This window comes from Nocardia sp. NPDC052254 (assembly GCF_040679495.1).
GTDB lineage: Bacteria > Actinomycetota > Actinomycetes > Mycobacteriales > Mycobacteriaceae > Nocardia.
Map to the genome: position 1 here is coordinate 248,838 of NZ_JBFAUW010000009.1, position 20,548 is coordinate 269,385.

The window sequence follows — 20,548 nt, forward strand, 5'->3', positions numbered from 1 at the left end:
GTGCCTTCGATGCGCGCGACGCCCCGTCGGAACGCCGGCGCGGCCGTTTCGCTCAGTCCGCGCGGACGGCGGTCGTCTGCTCGTAATCCTTTGTGGCGTTGCTGATTCCGGCCGCGAATCGCTGACCGAAGCCTTCTTTGCGCGCCTGCGTCCACCGGTAGGATTCGAGCAGCGGCTCGCACACCCCCGTGAATCGCGGGAAGACGTCGCGCACGAGCAGCCGATACATCCGCGAGGTCGCCTCGGTATCGGCCCAATCGTGGGCGGTGGTGAGGAAGGTCCCGAACCCGCCGGTCCGGTCGAGCAGACTCCGGATGTACGCGACCGCCTGCTCCGCGTCGCCGATACAGCCGTATCCGGACTCGTTGACTCGCCGGACCAGCTCCTCGTGCTCGATCTCCTCCCCGGGCTCGATCATCTTCATCGGCGTCACCACATGGCGGTATTCCATGAAATCGCGCAGACCGTAGCGGGTCTGCTCGACGGCTTCCGCATAGGTGTCCGCGATGTGCATGTTGCCGACGATCGCCCAGTCCCGCCGGTCGACCGTCCGGTCGTGCGCCACGGCCTCCCGGGAGGTGATCTCCCAGGTCTTCTCCAGCAGTTCGATGGATTTGTCGCCGGTGCCGCCGACCGACAGCAGACCGAGACCGTATTTTCCGGCCAGTTTCGGCCCGGACGGCGACATCGCGGCGGCGACCGTGATCGGCACGCCGGGATGCTGGTAGCTGCCGAGTTGGACTCGGGCGTCCTCGAGGGTGAACCATTCGGTTTTGCGGTCCACCGGTCCGGCGCCGGCCAGCAGTTCGAGAAGTGCGTCGAGCGACTCTTCCATCCGCGGCCGGAGCAGGTTGTAGTCCATCCCCATCATCTGGGAATCCGCCACCAGCGCACCGGGACCCACGCCGATCCTGATCCGTCCGCGGGTCATGTGATCCAGGAAGTTGATTCGGTCGGCAACCATCAGCGGATGGTGGTACGGCAGTGAGATGACACCGCTGCACAGCTCGATGCGCTGGGTTCGCTGCGCCGCCGCAGCGATCATCAGCTCCGGCGAGGGGCCGACTTCATAACCGCCACTGTGGTGTTCACCGAACCACACCTGGTGGAATCCGAGCGTGTCGAGTTCCTGGACATGCCTCAGGTCCTGTTCCAGCGCGAGCGTGGGGTTGCGGCGCGGGTTGTGATAGGGCGGGAGGAACACTCCGAATCGCAGCGGACCCGTCCCGGGATGTGCTTCCATATCTGTCTCCTGCTGGTCGAAAGGGCCGCGTGGACATGCGGTATCACCGGGGCGAGGCCGACTTCCCCGGGACATGATTCGCCCCGCCGGGCATCGAATTCGAACAATGCGCCCGGCGTGCAATTCCTGTTCCGTCAATTGGCTGCACAACCAGGAATCAACTGTGCATTAGATGATTTACTCCGGTCTCAGCGAACCTTTTCGTATCGCTGTGCGATATCGGAATATTGGGTTCGCAGTTCACGCTTGGCTATCTTGCCGCTCGACATACGTGGTAGCGGTTCGTCGAGAAGTACGACGTAGCGCGGCACCTTGTAGTCGGCCAAGTGCTCGTTGCAGTGCGCGACGACTTCTCCGGCGGTCAGCGCACCGCGGGGATGGACGACAGCGGCCGGGGTCTCACCGAACTTCGGGTCCTCGACACCGATCACCGCCACCTCCTCGACGCCGGGGATCGCGAGGATCGTCCGCTCGATCTCGGCCGGGGATATGTTGAGACCGCCCGAAATGATCATGTCCTTCATCCGGTCGACGAAGGTCAGACTGCCTGCCGCGTCGAGTACGCCCAGATCACCGGTTCTGATCCAGCCGTCGACGATCGTCGATCGGGTCGCCGCGTCGTTGCGCCAGTAGCCCCGTGTCATGCCCGGACCGCGCAGCACGATCTCGCCCGGTTCGCCAGGGGCGCGGTCGGTCCCGTCCGGGCCGATGACCCGGATTCGGGTGAAAATGCCGCCCCGGCCGCACTTCTCCGGATTCGACGCCGCCGATTCGGGTGGGTTCGCGGTGGCCGTCCCACCGATCTCGGTCTGCCCGTAGATCTGGCGCAGACATACTCCCTGCCGTTCCCACGCGCGCAGCAGTGTGACGGGTACCGGGGCGCCGCCGACATGCGCGGTCGTGATGTGACTCAGATCGGCGTCGGCGAAACCTCGCGCGCCGGCGATCCGTTCGAACAGAATCGGGGGACCGTTCACGGTGGTCACCCGGTGCTCGATGATCGTGCGCAGTGCGGGCTCCGCGTCCAGTCGCGCCAGCAGGAACATGGTTCCGCCGTGCACGATCGTCCGGGCGATACCCCAGACCATTCCCGCGCAGGTCCACAGTGGTAACGCGACCAGCGGGCGGAACTCCGCGGGCCGGACCGATTCGATCAGCGACCATTCGTGGGTCACGGCGGTCAAGTTGGCGTGGTCGAACACCACTCCCTTCGACCGGCCCGTGGTGCCGCTGGTGAACACGATCATCGCCGGTTCGGACAGGTCCGGATCGCGTAGGGGGGCCGGTTCCGCCCCGCCGGCGCGCAGCGGTGCCACCGCATGTTCGAGCAGCCGCAGGTCGAACCGATACCCCTGGGCCAGAACGGCTTCCAGCCGCGGTGCGAGCTCCTCGTCGGCATATACGACGGTGGGCGCGCAATCCTGCACCAGTGCGGCGAACTCGGCCGGTACGAGACGGTGCGCGAACGGCGCGGCGATGGCGCCGATCTTTAGCGCTCCGAGGGCGGCGGCGCACCAGGCCGGCGAGTTCTTTCCGACGATACCGATCCGATCACCCGGACTCACCCCCTTGCCGCGGAGGTCGGCGGCGACCGCGTCCGCCCAGGAATTCAGTTCGGCGTAGGTGACGCGATCGTCTTCGAACACGATCGCCTCGCGATCGGGTGCGATGTGCGACCACCACAGTAGCGAATCGACAACGGTACCAGCCATTTTCACACTCCAAACGGGACACGCACGCGCTCTGGCTGCTGTGCGTCTCGCGCCGCCGATGCGGCGTGGGTCACAGGTCGTTAATCTAAAGGCTATCGGTTAATGACGCAAGGGGGAGTTTGCGATATCCAGATCTGGCAAATACTCAGCACGCAGTAGTCGGGCGTTGACCAGGGCGCCGACCTGACATATGTTGTTCCGGCAGAGCGTTCTTCGCTCATTCCATGAGGGTGTCGATCTCCCATCGCGTACCGGATTCTTTTCCCGCGCTGTCGGAGTCGCCCCGTCTCGTATCTTTCCGACACTCGTTGAATGCACCTGGAGTTCCCATGAGACTCGATGGCAAAGTCGCACTGATCACCGGCGCCGGATCCGGCCTCGGACGCGAGAGCGCCCAGCTTTTCGCCGCGGAAGGCGCTCGTGTCGCCGTCGTCGACATCGACGCCGAACGCGCCGAACACACCGTGCAACTCGTCGAACGGCAAGGCGGCACCGCATGCGCGATCGTGGCCGATGTGGCCGACGAGGCCGCGGTCACGCGGAGTGTGGAGACGACGCTGGGTGCCTTCGGCAAGCTGGACATCATGTTCGCCAACGCCGGCATCATCTCCCGCGGTGGCGTGCCGACCGTCGCCGGTGGTGAACAGGTGGAGTTCCAGGACCTCACCGACGCGGACTGGCAGCGGGTCGTCTCGGTGAATCTCAGCGGTGTGTTCTACTGCGCGAAGGCGGCTGTCCCCGCCATGCGCCGCAACGGCGGCGGGACGATCGTCGCGACCTCGTCGGCCGCGTCCCTGGTCGCCTATCCGGCGGCAGCGATCTACAGCGCGACCAAGGCCGGGGTCAACGGCCTGGTTCGTGGACTGTCGCTGGACCTCGGCAAGTACGGCATCCGGGTGAACGCGATCGCCCCGACCCACGGGATGTCGCCGAACTTCCTCGCTCCGACCGGCGCGCCGGTGGTGGGGCGGTCCTACGAGGAAGTGGCCGGCCCCTGGGATCCGGCGGTTTCCCCCATTCCGCTGAAGCTGAATCGGCCACCGAGCCTGCGTGACAACGCGAACGTCGCCCTGTTCCTGGCCTCCGACGAATCGGCCTATCTGTCGGGCCTGACGGTACCGACGACCGATGGTGGCACGCTGTCGCGGGTTGCGATGGCCTTCGACGAGGATGCCGCGGCGTCATAGCGAGCCGGTATCGAGTGGTGGCTTCGGTGGTGCCCGGTGGCGGCCGTCATGAGAACGCCGACCACGGAAGTCGTTGCTGTGATGTCGTTGTGGTGGCCGATCCGCAGCGCGGGCCGGGGCCCGTTGGTTACCCTGAATTGATGCGATCCCGGTTTTCTCGGAATGCCTCGGCCGTGTTCGTCGCTGTTGCGTCGGTGTTGCTGGCCGGTACTCCGGCGCTGGCCGCGCCACCTGCGCGCGCGGCCGCCCTCTCTTCGCTGGACGCCGGGTTCCTGTGGGGTGTGGCAAGTTCCGGATTCCAGTCCGAAGGGCATGCGCCCGACAGCAATTGGACTCGGTACATCGCGCGGGACCCCGGTAAGGAACCACTGCAGGATTCGGTCGATTTCGTCGATCGCTACCGGTCCGACATCCGGCTGGCCGCCGATATGGGCATGCGCGTGTTCCGGGTCGGGGTCGAATGGGCCCGGCTGCAGCCCGCGCCCGGTGTGTGGGACGAGAACGCCTTCCGCTTCTACGATTCGGTCGTCGATGCCATCACCGCGGCCGGGATGCGGCCGATGATCACTCTCGACCACTGGGTGTATCCGGGTTGGGAGGCCGATCGGGGCGGCTGGCGCAATCCGGGGATGGTCGGAGACTGGCTGGCCAACATGCGTGCCGTCGTCGACCGCTACTCCGCACGTAATCCGCTGTGGGTCACGGTGAACGAGCCCGTCGCCTACATCCAGAACGAGGTTCGCGAGTCGGGTGCGGACGCGGGCGCGATGCTGACCGGGGTCGTGGATGCGCACAATGCCATCTACGACTACATCCACCAGCGGCAGCCCGGGGCTCAGGTGACCGCCAACGTCGGATACGTCGCGGGTGCCGAGGATCAGGTCAACGGTGAGCTGATCGACCGGATCGCCGCCCGGCTCGACTACGTCGGCGTGGACTACTACTTCGGCTTCGACCCGGCGCAGTCGCTGTATAGTGCGATCGGGCGCGCCACCGGCTCGGCGCTGCCGAACCTGCCGGGCCCGCGTCTGTGGGACATGCCTCTGCGGCCCGAGGGGGTCTACTATGCGCTGCAGCACTATTCACGCCGTCTTCCGGGGAAACCCCTGTATGTCGTGGAGAATGGAATGCCCACCGAGAACGGCCTGCCCCGCGGTGACGGCTACACCCGCAGCGACCATCTCCGCGACATCGTCTACTGGCTGCAACGCGCGAAGGCCGACGGTATGAACGTGATGGGCTACAACTACTGGAGTCTCACCGATAACTACGAGTGGGGCAGCTACACACCGCGATTCGGTCTCTACACCGTCGACGTGCGCACCGACCCGTCCCTCACGCGACGCCCCACCGATGCCGTCGGCACCTACGCGCAGATCGTGGCCGCGGGCGGTGTGCCCGGCGGCTATCGCCCCACCCGGGCGCCGTCACTGTGCATCTTCGTCGACCCGCCGGCCAGCTGTCTGAGCCCGGTCGCCGGTTCGTAGCCACGCCAATCGACCACTGCCCGACGCGAATCGGCACCGGACATCGCGTTCGCGCGAATCACCTGCCCGCGCAAACAGTTCCACAATTGAAATATTGCCAGATTGGAAATATTGCATGACCATGGAGGCATGACGTCGCCCGGGTTGCGAGAGCGCAAGAAGCAAGCGATGCGCGCCGCGCTGAGTCAGGCGGCCTGGGCGCTGATGCTGGATCAGGGTCTGCAGGCCGTGAGCCCCGACAGCGTGGCGGCGATCGTGGGGGTGTCCGGGCGGACCTTCCGCAACTACTTCTTCTCGGTGGAGGAGGCCATCGTCGAGGCGTCGATCCGGCACGTCGAATCGCTCGCCGAGGCCGTGCGGGGCCGACCGGCGGACGAGCCGGTGTGGGATGTGCTCACCGCGGTACTGCCCGACATCGTCGCGACCATGGTGAGCAGCCGTGCGGACGTGGCGATGGTGTTGCGCGCGGGGCGCGAGAATCCGTCGATCCTGGCCGCGCATCTGACCTCGATCGACCGCACGTCGTGGCAGTTGACGCAGGCCATCGCCGAGCGCATGGGCACCGACCCCGAGCGCGACCTGCCCACCCGGTTGCTGGCCGCCGCGGCCGGGATGACGGTGCGGATGTCGCTCGAGGTGTGGTCCGCGGGTGACGGCTCGAGGTGTCTGTCCGATGTGGTCCGGGCCGGACTCGGGCAGTTGCGCGCCGGGATTCCGCAGGGCGGCACCACCATGACCGGTTGATTCCCCACCGCGTGGGCGGACCGGTTCGCCGGTGCCGCGCGGGCTTGTTCGTGCACTGATCGGATACGAGTAATCACTGATAGTGAGGAAGAATCCATGACCGGTACCGTCCACTCCGCACCGCGGTTGCCGTTCGACCGTCCCCACGCGTTGGAGGTCCCGCCGCAGTACGCGCAGTTACGCCGGCAGGCGCCGGTGACCCGGGTGACCAGTCCGGCGGGAGATCCGGCCTGGCTGGTCATGGGGTACGCGGAGGTCAAACAGATCCTGGGCGACCCCCGGTTCGGTCGCCGCCACCCCACTCCCGAGACGGCCGCCAAGGTATCGCAGGCCGCGATCGCGGGCGGCCCCAGGGGCGACTACAACACCGAGGCCCACGACCATCAGCGGCTGCGCAAGATGCTCGTGCCCGCGTTCTCCGCCCGGCGGATGACGCGGCTCACCGAGCGGATCCAGGAACTGGCCGCGCGTTGCCTGGACGATATGCAGGCGGCGCAGGACGCGGATCCGGGACAGCCCGTGGATCTGAACCGCATGCTGGCATTTCCGTTGCCCGCCTTGGTGATCAGTGAACTGCTCGGGGTGCCGCCGCAGGACCGGACATTGTTCGGTGACCTGTCCAAGCGGATGACCGCGATGTACGACGGCGCGGACGCCTGGGCGGCGCGGGCCGAACTCGAGGAATACACCGCCGGGTTGGCCGCTGCCAAACGTGCGAATCCGGGACCGGACGTGATCTCCGACGTCGTCGCCATGCAGGAAGAGGACCCCACGTTCACCGACGCCGATGTGGCCGAGCTGGCGGCCGGGCTGTTGTTCGCCGGGCACGAGACCACCTCCGGCCGAATCAGTTTCGGTGTGCTCTGGTTGCTGTCCGATGCCGATCGCCGCGCTGGGTTCGTCGCCGATCCCGACGGGCGGGTGCAGCCGACGGTGGAGGAGATTCTGCGGCTGGCCGCGCCATCGGCCGGTCCGGGGCTGCTGCGGTACGCGCGTGAGGATGTCGAGATCGGCGGAGTCACACTCGCCGCCGGTGATCTCGTCCTGCTCAACACCGACGCCGCCAACCGGGACGAGTCGGTGTACCCGGATCCCCGGGAATTCCGTACCGATCGAAAGCCCAACGCGCACTTGAGCTTCGGGCACGGAATGCACGTGTGCGTCGGTGCCAATCTGGCGCGGACCGAGCTGCGGATCGTGTTCCCCGCGCTGTTCCGCCGGTTCCCCGGCCTGCGCCTTGCCGTCGGCGTGGACGAACTCCGGGTCCAATCCCACCGCGTGACCGGCGGTGTGGATCGGGTTCCGGTCCTGTGGTGAGAGGGGAGACTCCCGTGCATGTGGAAGTCGACCGGCCCATGTGCGTCGGATCGGGCCAATGCGTGCTGACCGCACCCGAGGTGTTCGATCAGGATGACGACGGCTTCGTGACACTGCTCAGCGAGCGGCCCGATGCCGATCAGCTCGAGGCCGTCCAGGAGTCGGCCGCACTCTGCCCGGCGGCCGCGATCCGGCTCGCGCCCGGATAGCGATCGGAGGGCCGCCGGGGATCGAGGCCCGACGTCGAGCCGGGCGCGCGCGACAGCACAGCGCCCGGCACGCCGACATCCTGCGCGAACCGATCGACGGCACGACCGGCCGGTGAGGTGATCCGGTGCGATGTCAGAGTGCGCCGTCGGATGTTCGGCCCTGAACGTGGACCGCGTGGCCGTAATAACCTGCGGGTTGTTCGGCCAGAAGTTCGAGAAAGCGCTGGGTCACCGCTACGACCGCCGCGGAGCGGGTGGTCGCGTCGTGTGCTCGTTTGTCGGTCCACAGCTCGGTCACCCAGATCGAGTCCGGGTCGTCCAGAGCGGTATTGATGCTGTAGGTGAGCAGACCGCTGTCGTCGCCGCCCGCGCGCGCCGACTCCTTGATCAGTGCGATCACCTCCTCGCGCCGACCGGGCAACGCGGTCATTCGCCCGAAGACGCTGAACAAATTCGAACTGGACACGCGCACGCCCTTTCGCCGGTCGCTTTCTGCTGCTCAGCGTACTGCTCGACGCAGGAGCGCCGGGGTCTCCGCTCCGGCAGCACGGGCCGCGAAGAACCGAACCGACCCGCTCGGACGAGGTACCGCGCCGCGACCCGATGACCTCGGTGCTGCTGCGATGGCATCGGACTGCCGCCGAACCTCATCCTGGTTTCAGGGGTTGCGATACCGTAGCTAACTGGTCCCTCTGACTCCTCGTTTCGGATTGGAGTGCTGTGACAGATTCTCCGGTTCTGGTGCTCGGTGCAACAGGTGGACAGGGCGGGGCTGTTGCCGAAGCATTGCTGTCTCGCGGTGTGGCGGTGCGGGCAATGGTGCGTGACACCCGAAGTTCACGGGCTGCGCGGCTCGGTGAGCGGGGTGTGGAACTGGTGCGCGGATCGCTGGACGACCGTGGCGCGCTGGCGGTGGCGATGACGAATACCGCGGGCGTATTCGCGGTGACGACGCCGTTCGAAGCAGGTGAGGATGCGGAGGTCCAGCAGGGCCGGGCGATCATCGGTGCGGCCGCGGATGTGGGGGTGCCGCATCTGGTGTTGAGTTCGGTGGCCTCGGCGGACCGCAACACCCGGGTTCCGCATTTCGAGAGCAAAGCGGTGATCGAAGGGGATCTCACCGCCAGCGGACTGCCGGCGACCATCGTGGCCCCGACGTACTTCTTCGACAATGCGCTCGGTGGCCGCGGCGAACTGCTCGACGGTGTGCTGGAACTGCCCCTGCCCACCGACCGGCCGCTCCAGCAGCTCGCGCGAGAAGATCTGGGACAGTTCGTCGCTCACGTTCTGCACGACCCCGCGACGTTCGCCGGTGCACGCATCGAACTGGCGAGCGACGCCCCCAGTCCGGCGGAGATGGCCGCCGCGATCGGTGACGCCCTGGGCCGCCCCGTCGTCCACCGGCAGACGTCCCTCGACGCGATCGGCAATGCCGATATGCACGCCATGTGGACATTCCTCAACGGCGAGGGCTATCGCGTCGACATCGACGCACTGCATCGCGCGAATCCGCAGATCGAGTGGACATCCTTCCGGGACTGGGCACGACGAACCTTCGCCCCCTGACTCCGGGCGCACCCTCGACGCCCCCCCGATCGCTGCCGGTGACGAAGGGAATATCGATATGGCACAGACGAATTCGACCACCGCATGGCCGCGGCTGCGCGTGGCGGACTGGACCGATACGCGCGAGACCTTGCACATGTGGACGCAGATCGTCGGCAAGGTCCGTCTCGCACACGCTCCGCTGCTGAACCACTGGTGGCAGGTCACCCTCTATGTGAGCCCACGCGGGCTGACGACATCGGCGATCCCGTACGGGGACCGGCTCTTCGATATCGAATTCGATTTCCTCGCACACCGATTGGTGATCCGTGCCGACAGCGGCGAGACCCGCACCGTGGCCCTCGAGCCGAAATCGGTCGCGCAGTTCTATTCCGAAACCATGCGAGCTCTCGACGGCCTGGGGCTCGAGACGCGGATCCAGGGCCGGCCCAATGAAGTCGACCCATCGATTCCCTTCGCCGAGGACACCCGGCACACCTCCTACGATCCACACTCCGCGCAGACGTTCTGGCGGCAGCTGGTGCATGCCAACCGGCTGCTCGACGAATTCCGCTCCGGTTTCACCGGTAAATCCAGTCCGGTGCATTTCTATTGGGGCGCCATGGATCTGGCCTGCACCCGGTTCTCGGGACGGACCGCGCCCGAACACGGCGGCGGCGCACCGCATTGTGCCGACTGGGTGATGGTGGAGGGCTACTCCCACGAGCTCAGCAGTTGCGGATTCTGGCCCGGCGGCGGGGAGGAGGGAGCATTCTACGCCTACTCCTATCCCGAGCCCGAAGGCTACCGCGAGTGTCGCCTGCGGGTACCCGGCGCCACCTACGCCGCCGAGCTGGGGGAGTTCGTCCTGCCCTACGAGGCGGTGCGCACCGCGAACGATCCGAATGCCGCGGTGACCGAGTTCCTCGCCGAAACCTATGCGGCCGCGGCCGAACTCGGCCAGTGGAATCGAAACGTCCTCGAGTGCGATCCGCGACGATGGTCCGACAGGCGAGCCGCTGCGCCGTGGTCGTTGCGCTGACCCGGCGCGCTCGGATCAACGCCGGGCACACCGCCCATCCTGCCGAATTCCGGCCCGGGAGACCTCATGAGAAACATCCCGCCGCGCCCTGGGCAGCGAATGTGGTTGCGCTGCAATAGGTTGCCCTCGGGTAATACGGGCCCATCGTGACCGCGGGATCGCTTCCGCTGTCCTGCGATGCCTGGATGGATTCGGGGTAGAAGCGCGGGCTCGGCAGCATGTAGCGCAGGAACAGGACCTTCTTCGCCACTTCGGTACTGCCCCAGGGAAGAACGGTGACTGCCGGTCCTGGGTTCGGCGGCAGGTCGGCGGGGGCGCCGAGGACGTAGGTGTAGAAGCCGTTCGCGTCCAGGACGGTGCGGAAATCGGCTGCGCAACCCACCACGGGGTAGGGGCTGACGAGGTCGTTCTGGCACATCGACCAGTACCGGACCTGGCGGTCCGGGTCGGCGGGGGACTGCCCCGCGCGCGAGTCGGGGAAGTCCGGGGCCTTACCGCGTACAACGACGAGACGCCCCGGCTGGTAGGTGAGGCCCGCGCCGATGTACTTGTTGTCGCCGTTGGGAAACAGGCCGGAGGTGCTCGCCGGATTGACGAAGGTCGCCTCCGGAACGTTGCCGGGGAACGCTCCTGCCGCCGCCCCCGCGACGATCCGGTCGAATCCGGCGGTCGCGGCCTGGGCGATCGGGCCCGGATAGGCGGCCGGATCGAAGACCTGAGCACAGGGCCGGCTCGCGATGGTGGCTCCGGCGAGCTCGAGTGTCGCATCGGGTAGCGGCACACCGCCGCTGAGTGAGTCGGGGTCCGTCGGTACGTACACCCTGATGATGAGGAACCCGACCGGCGCGGCCTGTGACGTGGGCAGCGCCTGGATCTGGTTGCGGCTGTGGTCGGCGGGGCCGGTGACCAGTGTCGCGTGCCAGTGCCGCTGTGCCGCCGGGTTGTCGGCCGCGGCGGGCTCGGCGAACGGGTTACCGCTGCCGGGATCGGGCAGGATCTGGTTGTCCCGCAGGGTGTCCACCGTGTCGAAGTTCGTGCCGTAGGTGTTGAGCGAGAAGTATCGCGCGGCGGGATAGGTCCCGGACAGCTCGATGGAATCACCGCGCCCGAGGGCGAACGGCAACACCCAGTAGGTGGCATCGGCATCCGGAAAAGCGACATCGAGGATCGTGCTGTTCGACATGAATCGCCACGCGCACAACGCGGAGTCGCCGGGGGCGGCGTAGGCCGGTGTCGGAACCGAAAAGAACCCGGTGCTCAGCAGGACGATCATCATGCCGAGGATCCGGAGAGTGACCGATCGGGAGGAGGCGGCAGCATGCGGCACCCCGCGATCGTCGTCCCGCCGCGAATGGGCCGGGATCACCCGCCGAGGGTGAAGCCCGGCCCCGTCGCGGCCATGATCGAGGCGCGCGCTTGCCCGGCCGGGCCGTGCGCGTGCCCCGGACTGGGCCGGTGGCTTCCCGGCCGAGGGCGATCGGGTCGTCGCCGGTATGCTGCCGCAACTCGATCCGGTCGCGGGCGCCGGGCATCGGCTCATCGTCGAGCGCGACAGCGGGCTGGTCGTCGGATCGATCGGCTGGTTCCGGCCGGCCGGCGCCGGTGTGCTCGAAATCGGGTACGGCATCGTGCCGTCGCGGCGCGGCCGTGGCCATGCGCCCGAGGCGGTACAGGGATTGACCGAATGCTGCTTCGCCACAATGGAAGCCGATGTCGTGTTCGCGAATGTGGAGCTCTCGAATCCCGCGTCCGTGCGATCTGGAGAAGTCCGGATTCCCGCGATCGACCGACGACAGCGACGAGAAAACCGTGGCCCTCGGTGTCGATCGTCACCAGTGGGGACGGCGCGACCATCACCGTGGCGATTCCGGCTACGGTCGACGCCGATAGACGAGGCGAGGAGTGGTGTCGTGCGGGTGCTGTTGTCGGTGAGCGGGACGCGTGGCGATCTCGAGCCGGCACTCGGGCTCGCAATGGCGTTGCGGGAGTTCGGAGTTCAGGTGCGGATCTGCGCACCCCCGAACTTCGAGCGGCGCTGCGCCGAACTCGCGGTGCCGCTCGTGCCGGTGGGGCCGCCGACACCCGGTTCCGATGGCGTGTGGGCCTCGCCCGCGCAGTTGTCGGACCACGCCGAGCAATGGCCCACGGCACAGTTCGACACCGTTCCCGCGGCGGCCGCCGGATGCGATGCGGTCGTCGCGACCGGTATCGGTGAGATCGCGGCGCGGTCGGCAGCGGAGAAGCGGGGAATTCACTACCAGTTCGTGAGCTACCAGCCCACCAGCCTGCCTTCGCCCCATCATCCGCCGATGCCGCGGATGCCGGGCGAGCGAGCCGCCCCCGCGGAAATCGGCAACCGCGTGCAATGGGAGATCGACGCGCTGGGATGGGATGCGGAGTACCGCGTGACGATGGAAACCCGCCGGGCGGCGCTCGGGCTCGCACCGCCGGGCGGCGTGCGCGACCATGTCATCACCGATCGGCCGTGGTTGGCGGCGGATCCGGTGCTGGGGCCGTGGCCGTCGTCGCCGGATCTGGACGTCGTGCAGACCGGGGCCTGGATCGTTCCCGACGATCGTCGCCTGCCCGCCGGGTTGCGAGACTTCCTGGATGCGGGGACGCCGCCGGTCTACGTCGGTTTCGGCAGTATGCTGGTGCGCCACGAGATCGCCCGGTCGGTGATCGATGCGGTCCGCGCACATGGCCGTCGGGTACTCCTGTCCCGTGGCTGGGCCGGGCTGGGATCGCTCGACGACAGCTCGGACTGCTTCACCGTGGGCGAGGTCAACCATCAGGCGCTGTTCCCCCGGGTCGCCGCCGTCGTCCACCACGGTGGGGCGGGCACCACGACGACCGCTGCCCGTGCCGGCGCACCGCAGGTGCTGGTACCGCTGATGATGGATCAGTCGTACTGGGCGCGCCGAGTGGCCGCCCTCGGTATCGGCTCGGTATGTGAGGACAGCGCTGTCGATCCGGCATCGCTGTCCGACGCTCTGGATATCGCCTTGGCGTCCGCCACCCGCGCACGGGCGATCGAGGTCGCCGGACTGATCCGTGCCGACGGTGCGACGGTGGCGGCGAAGTTGCTGATCGAGGCCATCGGATAGCGGATGCGTCGGGTGTGACCGTGATCAGGTCAGATCGGTGGCGCGGCCGGGCACCCGATGGTGGTCGATCTGGACGACCGCGACCTGCGTGAACACCTCCTGCGCTTCGCCCGCGGCATGTTCCAACTACCCGAACAGCGATAATGATCGGCGGACAAGTCGAAATCGAGATGGTGGGAGAGACGACTGTGAAGCTGATCGGTGTGATCGGTGGCGGAACCATGGGTGCGGGAATCGCCGAGGTGTGCGCGAAGGCCGGGAGCGAGGTGCTCGTCCTGGAGACCACCCCGGAGTTCGCCGAGGCCGCGCAGACGCGCATCGCCGGCTCGATATCGCGCGGGGTGAGCAAGGGCAAGATCAGCCAGGCCGATGCCGACGCCGCGATCGCGCGGGTGCGGGTGACTCTCGATATCGAGGAGTTCGCCGACCGCGATCTCGTCATCGAGGCCGCCCCGGAGATCGAGTCGCTGAAGTACGAGATCTTCGGCAAACTCGACAAGATCGTGAAGCCGGCCGGCATCCTCGCCACCAACACCTCCTCGATCCCGGTGATCAAGGTGGCCGGTGCCACGCAGCGCCCCGAGCAGGTCGTCGGCGTGCACTTCTTCAATCCGGTGCCGGTGATGCCGCTGGTGGAGATCATCTCGACACTGGTCACCTCGCCGGAGACGGCCGCCGCGGTCACCGACTACGCCAAGAACACCCTGAACAAGACCACTGTGCAGGCCGGTGACCGCTCCGGATTCATCGTCAACGCGCTGCTGATCCCGTACCTGTGCCAGGCGGTGCGGATGCTGGACTCCGGCTACGCGAGCGCCGAGGACATCGACGCGGCGATGAAGGGCGGCTGCGGATACCCGATGGGCCCGCTGACCCTGCTCGACACGGTGGGCCTCGATATCGCGCTGGCCGCCTCGGAGTCGTTGTACGCCGAATTCGCCGAACCCCACTTCGCGCCCCCGGCCCTGCTGCGCCGCATGGTCGACGCGGGTCGCCTCGGCCGCAAGACCGGCCGCGGGTTCTACGAGTACGGCCGCTGATCCGCGGACACGGCGACGCCCGGGTGGGCGTCGCCGTGTCGTTCGGTGCGAGGGATCAGGGGTTGATCCAGGACCCGATCGGCGTCGGCGGCAGCGACCGCACGATCGCCATCAGAGGTTCGCAGTAGAAGTCGCTGGACATGCAGACCAGGTGTCCGGTCTTGTCGTAGTTCCAGGCGTCGCCGTGCCATGCCCAGGTCAGGCCGTCCGCGGAGGGGCTCATCGGGCACTGGTCGGGTGCCCGGCCCGCGCACGGCCCCTCCACGCCCCAGGGGCCGACGGGGTAGGCGGTGGCACTGGGTGCGGTGGCGGCACCCGCCAGTGCGATTCCGGCGCCGACCAGGACTGTTCCCAGCAGTGTGCGTTTCATGAATTCGCACCCTGCCACATTCGATAGCTGGACATTTGCAACACGCTGACGCCGGGAATCATTCGAGGGCGGCGAGCGCCGATTCGGTGCCGAGGTCGGCGAAGGCGGTGCCATATCGCTGCGCGAGGACCAGCGACACCTCACGCGGCTGATAACCGTCGGTACCGAGCGTCGACAACCAGATCGCCGAACCGTATGCCGCACAGGCTCGGTAGTGCAGCCAGGCGTCGTCCCAGGTGGGTCGGGTGCCGGCCGGGACCTCGAGGGCATCGAGATACGTTGCCAGCAGTGCGGTCTCGTGCTCGCGCCGATCGCCGACGGTGAGTGCGCCCATGAGGAAGTAGCCGACGTCCTGTGACCACGCGCCGCGGCGCACCACCTGCCAGTCCAGGAATCCGACTTCGTCGTCGGGCAGGACGTACAGATTGCCGATGTGCGCGTCGGCGTGCAGCAGGGTGACCGGATCGCGGTGCAGCACAGCGACATAGCGTGCCCAGAGGTCGACGATCGCGTCGCCGTCGTGACCGCTCACCGCGTCCGGCAGCCGGTCGGCGCCCCGTGCCAATCCGGTCGGGACATATGTGCGCAGTCCGGCCTGGAAACCCGCCGTCGGCGCCCAGGTGTTCACCCAGTCGAGCCCGCGGGTGGTCGTGGGATCGAATTGCCAATAGCGGCTGTGCAGCCGGGCCAGCGCACGCACCGCGCCGGCCGCCTGTGGCACGGTCAGCGGGCGGGTGGCATCGCGCGGATCGCCACCGCGGCCGGTCACATCCTCCATCACCAGGACGTAATCGAGCCGGGGCCGGTCGATCACCGCGGCGTGCACCCGGGCGTGCTCCACCTCCAGCGGTACGCCGGAGGCGAACAGCAGTGGCTCGTTGAACAGATTCCCGTTGCGGCTGTGCACCTCTCGATGTGCGCCCTCGGCTTTGAGGAAGACCCGGCCGGGGCCCGACCCGTGGTGGTAGGTGAGCTCGAACCGTGCGCGCCGATTGGTTCCGTCATCGCGGGAGACCAGGCGCACCGTGGCGACCTCGGCATCGGGATGATCGTGGCGCAGCGCCGTGGTCATCCACTCCGGCGTGACCTCGGCCCAGTCGGCGGGCACCCGAAGGTCCGGCACCTCGCGCCTGCCGCCCCGATCACTCATCGAAAAAGTATGTGCTCACTCATATGAGGCGTCAATGGCGGCCGTCGGCGAATTCGTCGATCGCGGCGCAGAGGGCCTCGGTCATCCTCGGGCCGCCGTGGCCCTCGTCCTCGATCAGGATGAACCGGCTTCCCGGCCAGGCCTTGTGCAGTTCCCAGGCGACCGCGGCCGGGCCGCTGACATCCAGCTTGCCCTGGACGAGCACCGCGGGAATCCCGTGCAGAGTGCTGATTCCCTCGCGCAGCGCCGTCGGCGGCAGGAACGCGCCGTGCCGCCAGTAGTGCACCACCAGCCGGACGAAGATCTCGCACTCCCGAGAATCACGCTGGCGCGGTGGGTATTTCGTGCCCATCGTGATGTGCGCCCGCTCCCATGCCATCCAGGACTCGATCGCGTGGGTACGCACCTGTTCGTCGGGGTCGCCGAGCAGATCGTGGTAGGCGTCGACGAGGCGCCGGCCGGGCGCCGCGGCGGCGGCCGAGCGGAAGGCGTCCCACTCGACGGGGAACAGTCGCCCCACCGTTTCGGTGATCCATTCGACGGCTTCCGGATTCGTCAGTGTGGTCGCCATCAGCGCGATCTCGGTGACCCGGCCGGGATGTGCCTGTGCGTAGGCCAGCGCCAAGGTGGTGCCCCAGGAGGCGCCGAAGACCAGCCAGCGGTCCAGGCCGAGATGTGTGCGCAGCGCTTCGATGTCGGCGATCAGATGCTGAGTTGTGTTGTTCGCCAGGGTGATCGGATCCGCACTCACCAGCGGGCGGCTGCGCCCGCATCCGCGCTGATCGAGCCCGATGATCAGGTACTTCTCGGGATCGAAATCGCGGCGGTATCCACTCGACATGCCGCCGCCCGGCCCGCCGTGCAAGTGAAGAGCGGGCTTACCGGCCGGGTTTCCGGATGTCTCCCAATAGATTTCGTTGCCCTCACCGACGGGGAGCAGGCCGTGGGCGTGGGGCTCGATCGGGGGGAATCGCACGCGCCCACCCTATCGGCGCCGGGCGCCGATCAGCGACCGCCGGCGCCCGTGGCCACACCCCGCATCAGATTGCATACCAGTGCCGTGGCGAATTCCTCGGTCAACGGGAGGCTGGGAAGCAGCAGCCGGTGATAACACGCTCCCCACAGTTGGTCGATCAGTACTTCCGGATCGGCGTCCGATCGGATCTGTCCCCGCTGTTGAGCTCGTCGCACCGCCGCCACGCCGAGGGCCCGGCGCGGATCCGAATAGTGTTGCAGCAGTGCCGCGGACAGGTCCTGGTCGGTCTGCGCACCGCCGATGAGCTCGGCCATGACGCGCCCGGCCCTGGTCCGGGTCAGCAGATGCACGAAAGCGTGCAACTGGACGGTCAGGTCCGCCTCGATATCGCCGGAATCGGGGAAGGCCAGGGTCGATTCCACGGCGTGGAAGTAGCCGTCGAGCGCGAGGGCCCCCTTCGACGGCCACCATTTGTAAAGTGTCGTCTTGCTCACCCCGGCCTTCTCGGCCACCGCCTCGATGGTGAATGCGCCCATACCCGACTCGAACAGCAACTCACCGGCCGCTGCCACCGCATCGGCGCGCACCTCGGTGGCGGGGCGGCGTCCCCGTCCGCGCCGCGCCCGGGGCGTGTCCTGCTCCGGCATCCGGACCTCCGTTCCTCTCCGTACACCGTGACATATGGACGCAGCGTCCACAATCTGCTTATATGGACTGTACGTTCATTAATCGCCGGGAGGCAGCATCATGACCGAATATTCGCGTGCCGCACTCGTGACCGGGGCTTCCGGTGGAATCGGCCGCGCGGTGGCGCGGCGGCTTGCTGCCGACGGCGTGGCGGTCGGGGTTCACTACTCCGGGAACAAGGCCGCGGCCGAGGAGATCGTGGCCGAACTCGAAGCGGCGGGCGGGCACGCACTCGCGATCGGCGCGGACGTGGCCGACGAGCAGGCGATGGCGGCGGCCTTCGATGCGGTCGAGTCCGCGTACGGCGGCATCGACGTCGTCGTCCACACCGCGGGGGTGATGGTCCTGGGGCCGGTCGCCGACTTCGACCTCGACGCGCTGGATCGTATGCATCGCACCAATATTCGCGGCACCTTCGTGGTTGCCCAGCAGGCCGCACGACGCGTCCGGTCCGGCGGCGCGATCATCATGTTCTCCACCTCGGTGACCCGGCTGCAGACTCCCGGATACGCCGCCTATGCCGCCAGTAAGGGCGCGGTCGAGGCCATGACCCTCATCCTGGCGCGCGAACTGCGCGGTCGTGACATCACCGTGAACACCGTGGCGCCCGGTCCCACCGCGACGCCACTGTTCCTGAATGGCAAGGACCAGCAGACCGTCGACCGCCTCGCCGCGCAGTCGCCGCTGCAACGGCTCGGGACCCCCGACGACATCGCCGAGACCGTCGCCTTTCTCGCCGGTCCGGGCCGGTGGGTCGACGGCCAGACCCTGTTCGCCAACGGCGCCATCGCGTGAGTCGCGCGTACCACCCAGTGGGAGGGATCGGCCGAACTCGGCTGTGACCGGGCACACTCCTGCGACGCTGGTCGACAGTCCGGTGGAAGGTGGAGGTGGCGCATGGGTGAGCCGGAGGCGGATCGGCTGCGCTGGGACGATCTCGCGTCCGACCCCGCTGCCATGCTGCGGTTGATCGACTATTTCGACGGCCTCGCCGAGTCCGATGCCAACGCCGACACCGTGATTCGCGCCGCGGCGCTGCTGGCCGAATGTCCGGCGGGTGCGCGCTGGCCGTCGGGGACGGTGATCCGCTACGACGCGGCGGGCCGATTGCTTCCGGCGGCCGCCGCGCCACCCGGGGTGTCCGGCGCCGAGCCCGCGGTGTGGCTGGAACGAGCCGGGGACGTCGATTCGCTCGACTCCCTGGTGGTCGCTCGCGTGCGGCACTGCCTGCGGGTCGCGGCGGCCCGTGTTCCGGTTGCTGCGCCGACCGGGCTCGACGATCCGGCACTGCTCGAGGTGGTGCTCTCGGAGAAACAGCGGCGTGCGGATCGAGTACGCGCGATGCGCCTGCTGGGCGTGGATCCGGGCCGGCCGATCCGGGTACTGGCGGTGACGGGGCCGGGTGCGGTCGATGCCGTACGGATCGTGGCGGGCCGCGTGCCGGTGATCCGCTCGGCGGTCGTCGGGGCGGTCACCGCCGTGCTGATCCAGGAGCATCTCGACGGTCGTGAATTGTCGGATGTCCTGAATTCCGCTGTGGTGCACGACTTCCCGGCTTGTCGCCGCGGAGCTTCCGGGCCCTGGGTGGGTATGGGGGAGCGGCTGGCCGCACCGGCCGCGGCGACCTCGTGGGAGCAGGCGCGGCGGGCTCTGCACTTCGCCTCCTCGACCTGGCACGGGCGCCGCGTCATCGCCTACGAACGCCTCGGATCGCTGGCCTTGCTCGGCGAACTGCCGGTGGGCAGGCTGCTCGGCACCTCGGATGTGGTGCGCATCAACGAATTCGCCGGGACCGAATCCGGTGCGGTGGCCGTCGACACCTTGGAGGCATTCTGCGTCTTCGGCTCGCTGCGGCGCACCGCCGCGGAACTGCATCTGCATCACAGCACGGTGGCCGCGCGGATCGCGCAGGTCGAGGCCGTCATGGGATGGGATGTGGACCAGGCGCTGGATCGCTTCACCGCGACCCTGGTGCTCATGGTGCGCCGGGTCGCGCTGTCCTCGGCGGAGCTGGCCTGCACTCCGGACCTGGCGGATGCGCGTCGACAGGGATCCGACACCCGTCGGGAGGACGGGCCGTTTCCGGCGACGGGTGTCGGGTGATCCGGATCACCGTGCTCGGTGACGATGAACGGGCACTCGCGAAAACCGGTGAACGAGAAGGAGTCTCACCATGGCGGTCATCGATCCGACCAACACCTGGGCACCGCTGCAACAGCGCCTGGCCGGCACCACGAACGAGCGGCACCGCCAGGTGCTCGGCATCGTCATCGAACATATGAAGGCCGAGGCCGCCCCCGATCTCGACGGCCTCATGCGCACCCTGGTTCCCGAACCGGCCTATCACTTCTGGAACGCCGGGCAGGATGTCGGTCCGAAGGGCCGCGACGGTGTGCGGACCTACTATTCCGATTTCGTCGCCAGCCGCAGCAACATCCTCGAGTACGCGCTGGATCGAGTGGTCGTCGACGACGACTGCGTGGTGACCGAGGGATACCTGAAGCAGATCTATCCGGGCGCCTATGCGGCGCAAATCGGCATCCCGGTCGACGATCCGGCCGCCGACTACCTGGTGGTCTTCCGTCAGCTGCTGCTGTGGCCGGTGGATGCCGAGGGCCGTATCCGGGGTGAGGACTCCTATCACTCGGGCCCGGTGGAGATTCGGAAACTGACCCTCGACGAATTGCCGGGCGAATACATCGAACTCGTGCACGCGGGCGCGTGAGGCGGCC

20 protein-coding genes and 1 pseudogene are annotated in these 20,548 nt (G+C 67.8%); 13 read left to right on the forward strand and 8 right to left on the reverse strand.

The window, feature by feature from the left end:
* Nucleotides 1–52: 52 nt before the first annotated feature.
* Both AB0L57_RS22935 and AB0L57_RS22940 read right to left on the reverse strand, forming a co-directional pair.
* Complete coding sequence (locus AB0L57_RS22935; protein WP_364965576.1) at nt 53–1,243, reverse strand: LLM class flavin-dependent oxidoreductase; 1,191 nt, start codon at nt 1,241–1,243, stop codon at nt 53–55.
* 188 nt (nt 1,244–1,431) lie between these two features.
* Nucleotides 1,432–2,955: an AMP-binding protein gene (locus AB0L57_RS22940; RefSeq protein ID WP_364965580.1), complete on the reverse strand. Its 1,524-nt coding sequence runs from the start codon at nt 2,953–2,955 to the stop codon at nt 1,432–1,434.
* 329 nt (nt 2,956–3,284) lie between these two features.
* On the opposite strand from AB0L57_RS22940, the gene AB0L57_RS22945 reads away from it, so the two are divergent.
* From AB0L57_RS22945 to AB0L57_RS22965, 5 genes are all read left to right on the forward strand, one after another.
* Nucleotides 3,285–4,142 (forward strand): SDR family NAD(P)-dependent oxidoreductase, encoded by an 858-nt coding sequence (locus AB0L57_RS22945; RefSeq protein WP_364965583.1) that lies wholly within the window; start codon nt 3,285–3,287, stop codon nt 4,140–4,142.
* A gap of 140 nt (nt 4,143–4,282) precedes the next feature.
* Nucleotides 4,283–5,629, forward strand: a complete 1,347-nt coding sequence (locus AB0L57_RS22950) for a family 1 glycosylhydrolase (protein WP_364965586.1) — start codon at nt 4,283–4,285, stop codon at nt 5,627–5,629.
* A gap of 129 nt (nt 5,630–5,758) precedes the next feature.
* Nucleotides 5,759–6,373, forward strand: a complete 615-nt coding sequence (locus tag AB0L57_RS22955) for a TetR/AcrR family transcriptional regulator (protein WP_364965589.1) — start codon at nt 5,759–5,761, stop codon at nt 6,371–6,373.
* Nucleotides 6,374–6,469: 96 nt separating this feature from the next.
* The gene (locus AB0L57_RS22960; RefSeq protein WP_364965592.1) at nt 6,470–7,690 is read left to right on the forward strand and encodes a cytochrome P450; all 1,221 of its coding nucleotides are present in this window, start codon (nt 6,470–6,472) and stop codon (nt 7,688–7,690) included.
* Between the two features lie 14 nt (nt 7,691–7,704).
* Nucleotides 7,705–7,899: a ferredoxin gene (locus tag AB0L57_RS22965; protein ID WP_364965595.1), complete on the forward strand. Its 195-nt coding sequence runs from the start codon at nt 7,705–7,707 to the stop codon at nt 7,897–7,899.
* A 133-nt stretch (nt 7,900–8,032) separates the two neighbouring features.
* Here the strand turns inward: AB0L57_RS22965 and AB0L57_RS22970 are convergent, their stop codons facing one another.
* Complete coding sequence (locus AB0L57_RS22970; protein ID WP_364965598.1) at nt 8,033–8,365, reverse strand: antibiotic biosynthesis monooxygenase; 333 nt, start codon at nt 8,363–8,365, stop codon at nt 8,033–8,035.
* A gap of 254 nt (nt 8,366–8,619) precedes the next feature.
* On the opposite strand from AB0L57_RS22970, the gene AB0L57_RS22975 reads away from it, so the two are divergent.
* Both AB0L57_RS22975 and AB0L57_RS22980 read left to right on the forward strand, forming a co-directional pair.
* Entirely contained in the window at nt 8,620–9,465 is an 846-nt protein-coding gene (locus AB0L57_RS22975) for an NmrA/HSCARG family protein (protein WP_364965600.1), read from the forward strand.
* A gap of 58 nt (nt 9,466–9,523) precedes the next feature.
* Nucleotides 9,524–10,486 carry a DUF5996 family protein gene (locus tag AB0L57_RS22980; protein WP_364965603.1) on the forward strand — a complete coding sequence of 321 codons (963 nt, stop codon included), beginning with the start codon at nt 9,524–9,526 and terminating at the stop codon, nt 10,484–10,486.
* Nucleotides 10,487–10,550: 64 nt separating this feature from the next.
* Here the strand turns inward: AB0L57_RS22980 and AB0L57_RS22985 are convergent, their stop codons facing one another.
* A complete protein-coding gene (locus AB0L57_RS22985; RefSeq protein ID WP_364965827.1) occupies nt 10,551–11,762 on the reverse strand; it encodes a hypothetical protein in 1,212 nt (403 codons plus the stop codon).
* Between the two features lie 217 nt (nt 11,763–11,979).
* Between AB0L57_RS22985 and AB0L57_RS22990 the strand changes: the two are divergent.
* The 3 genes and pseudogenes from AB0L57_RS22990 to AB0L57_RS23000 form a co-directional block, all read left to right on the forward strand.
* Nucleotides 11,980–12,231: pseudogene (locus tag AB0L57_RS22990) on the forward strand (GNAT family N-acetyltransferase); the annotation flags it as partial.
* A 165-nt stretch (nt 12,232–12,396) separates the two neighbouring features.
* The gene (locus AB0L57_RS22995) at nt 12,397–13,593 is read left to right on the forward strand and encodes a glycosyltransferase (protein WP_364965830.1); all 1,197 of its coding nucleotides are present in this window, start codon (nt 12,397–12,399) and stop codon (nt 13,591–13,593) included.
* Nucleotides 13,594–13,781: 188 nt separating this feature from the next.
* Nucleotides 13,782–14,633: a 3-hydroxybutyryl-CoA dehydrogenase gene (locus AB0L57_RS23000; RefSeq protein WP_364965833.1), complete on the forward strand. Its 852-nt coding sequence runs from the start codon at nt 13,782–13,784 to the stop codon at nt 14,631–14,633.
* A gap of 55 nt (nt 14,634–14,688) precedes the next feature.
* On the opposite strand, the gene AB0L57_RS23005 is transcribed toward AB0L57_RS23000, so the two are convergent.
* The 4 genes from AB0L57_RS23005 to AB0L57_RS23020 are packed head-to-tail and all read right to left on the reverse strand — an operon-like array spanning nt 14,689 to nt 17,776.
* A complete protein-coding gene (locus AB0L57_RS23005) occupies nt 14,689–15,003 on the reverse strand; it encodes a hypothetical protein (protein ID WP_364965606.1) in 315 nt (104 codons plus the stop codon).
* A 58-nt stretch (nt 15,004–15,061) separates the two neighbouring features.
* Entirely contained in the window at nt 15,062–16,153 is a 1,092-nt protein-coding gene (locus AB0L57_RS23010; RefSeq protein WP_364965609.1) for an aminoglycoside phosphotransferase, read from the reverse strand.
* Nucleotides 16,154–16,184: 31 nt separating this feature from the next.
* Entirely contained in the window at nt 16,185–17,129 is a 945-nt protein-coding gene (gene pip, locus AB0L57_RS23015; RefSeq protein WP_364965611.1) for a prolyl aminopeptidase, read from the reverse strand.
* 29 nt (nt 17,130–17,158) lie between these two features.
* The gene (locus AB0L57_RS23020) at nt 17,159–17,776 is read right to left on the reverse strand and encodes a TetR/AcrR family transcriptional regulator (protein ID WP_364965613.1); all 618 of its coding nucleotides are present in this window, start codon (nt 17,774–17,776) and stop codon (nt 17,159–17,161) included.
* Between the two features lie 100 nt (nt 17,777–17,876).
* On the opposite strand from AB0L57_RS23020, the gene AB0L57_RS23025 reads away from it, so the two are divergent.
* The 3 genes from AB0L57_RS23025 to AB0L57_RS23035 all read left to right on the forward strand — a co-directional run bounded on the left by AB0L57_RS23025 (nt 17,877) and on the right by AB0L57_RS23035 (nt 20,541).
* A complete protein-coding gene (locus tag AB0L57_RS23025; RefSeq protein ID WP_364965616.1) occupies nt 17,877–18,611 on the forward strand; it encodes an SDR family oxidoreductase in 735 nt (244 codons plus the stop codon).
* Between the two features lie 162 nt (nt 18,612–18,773).
* Nucleotides 18,774–19,919, forward strand: coding sequence for a helix-turn-helix domain-containing protein (locus tag AB0L57_RS23030; RefSeq protein ID WP_364965835.1), 1,146 nt, complete (start codon nt 18,774–18,776; stop codon nt 19,917–19,919).
* A 70-nt stretch (nt 19,920–19,989) separates the two neighbouring features.
* Nucleotides 19,990–20,541, forward strand: coding sequence for a nuclear transport factor 2 family protein (locus tag AB0L57_RS23035; RefSeq protein WP_364965619.1), 552 nt, complete (start codon nt 19,990–19,992; stop codon nt 20,539–20,541).
* The last annotated feature ends 7 nt before the right edge of the window (nt 20,542–20,548 follow it).